Annotated in this window: 1 protein-coding gene; it reads right to left on the bottom strand. The window is 36.2% G+C overall.

All coding sequences use genetic code 11. From position 1 onward, the window contains the following. A partial coding sequence (locus ACQY5W_RS13080; RefSeq protein ID WP_428025415.1) for a hypothetical protein occupies positions 1-201 on the bottom strand: 201 nt, incomplete at its 3' end. Positions 202-789 lie beyond the last annotated feature (588 nt).

The raw sequence follows: 789 nt of genomic DNA, 5'->3' as shown, positions 1-789 counted from the left end.
AGTGGCAACACCATCACTATCAGAGTCAGAGCTCTCCTCAAAGTCCCACTCCTTGCCAATGTGAGCTTCACCATAAGACTTCTTGTAATTCTTCTTCTTCTTCTTCTTCTTCTTCTTCTTCTTCTTCTTCTTATTATTATTATTATTATTATTATTATTATTATTATTATTATTATTATTATTATTATTATTATTTCTCATGGTTTATGATCCTTCCAAGCACATTATCGGATGTTAGCTTCTTATAGGCGGGATTTTGGAGGATCAATGCCACAACATTGTAGTTCATTGGAGTGTATGCCATCGTCATATTTCCATCAAAATGCGATCGTTCCACTTCTTGGACCATAGGGCTCTTGCTTTGTTGACTAACTTCTTTAGCCAGTTGAACATCGTATGAGGCGTTTCATCATCGTACATGATGAAACGGTTGAGTTGGTCTTTTTAACATTGGCCTTTCTCACGGGCTTGGATCCCTCATGGGTCATCCGAAGTGTTGTTCAAACATCCTTGACCACATCAAAACCATCTACATGATTGAATTCTTTCTTTTTAATTGATGAGGTGAGGATGGAGATTGTTTGAGCATTGCGATGAATCTTTTATAGTTGATCTGGTGTTAGTTGCTCATCATCATCCAAAAAATCTACACTATCACAAATAACTTGCCATACCTCAGGTAAAATAGAGTGTAAATATTTTTTCATGCAATGCTTCCATTGGTTATAACTAGTTCCATTAAAATAGGAAACTTTGCCAACGGGTATGGAAGTATAAGTGGTAGAGCTA

Origin of the sequence: Arcobacter sp. (assembly GCF_050300555.1) — a bacterium.
GTDB lineage: Bacteria > Campylobacterota > Campylobacteria > Campylobacterales > Arcobacteraceae > Arcobacter.
Note: the sequence above shows the minus strand (reverse complement) of the source record. Positions and strands in the feature narration are given on the sequence as shown.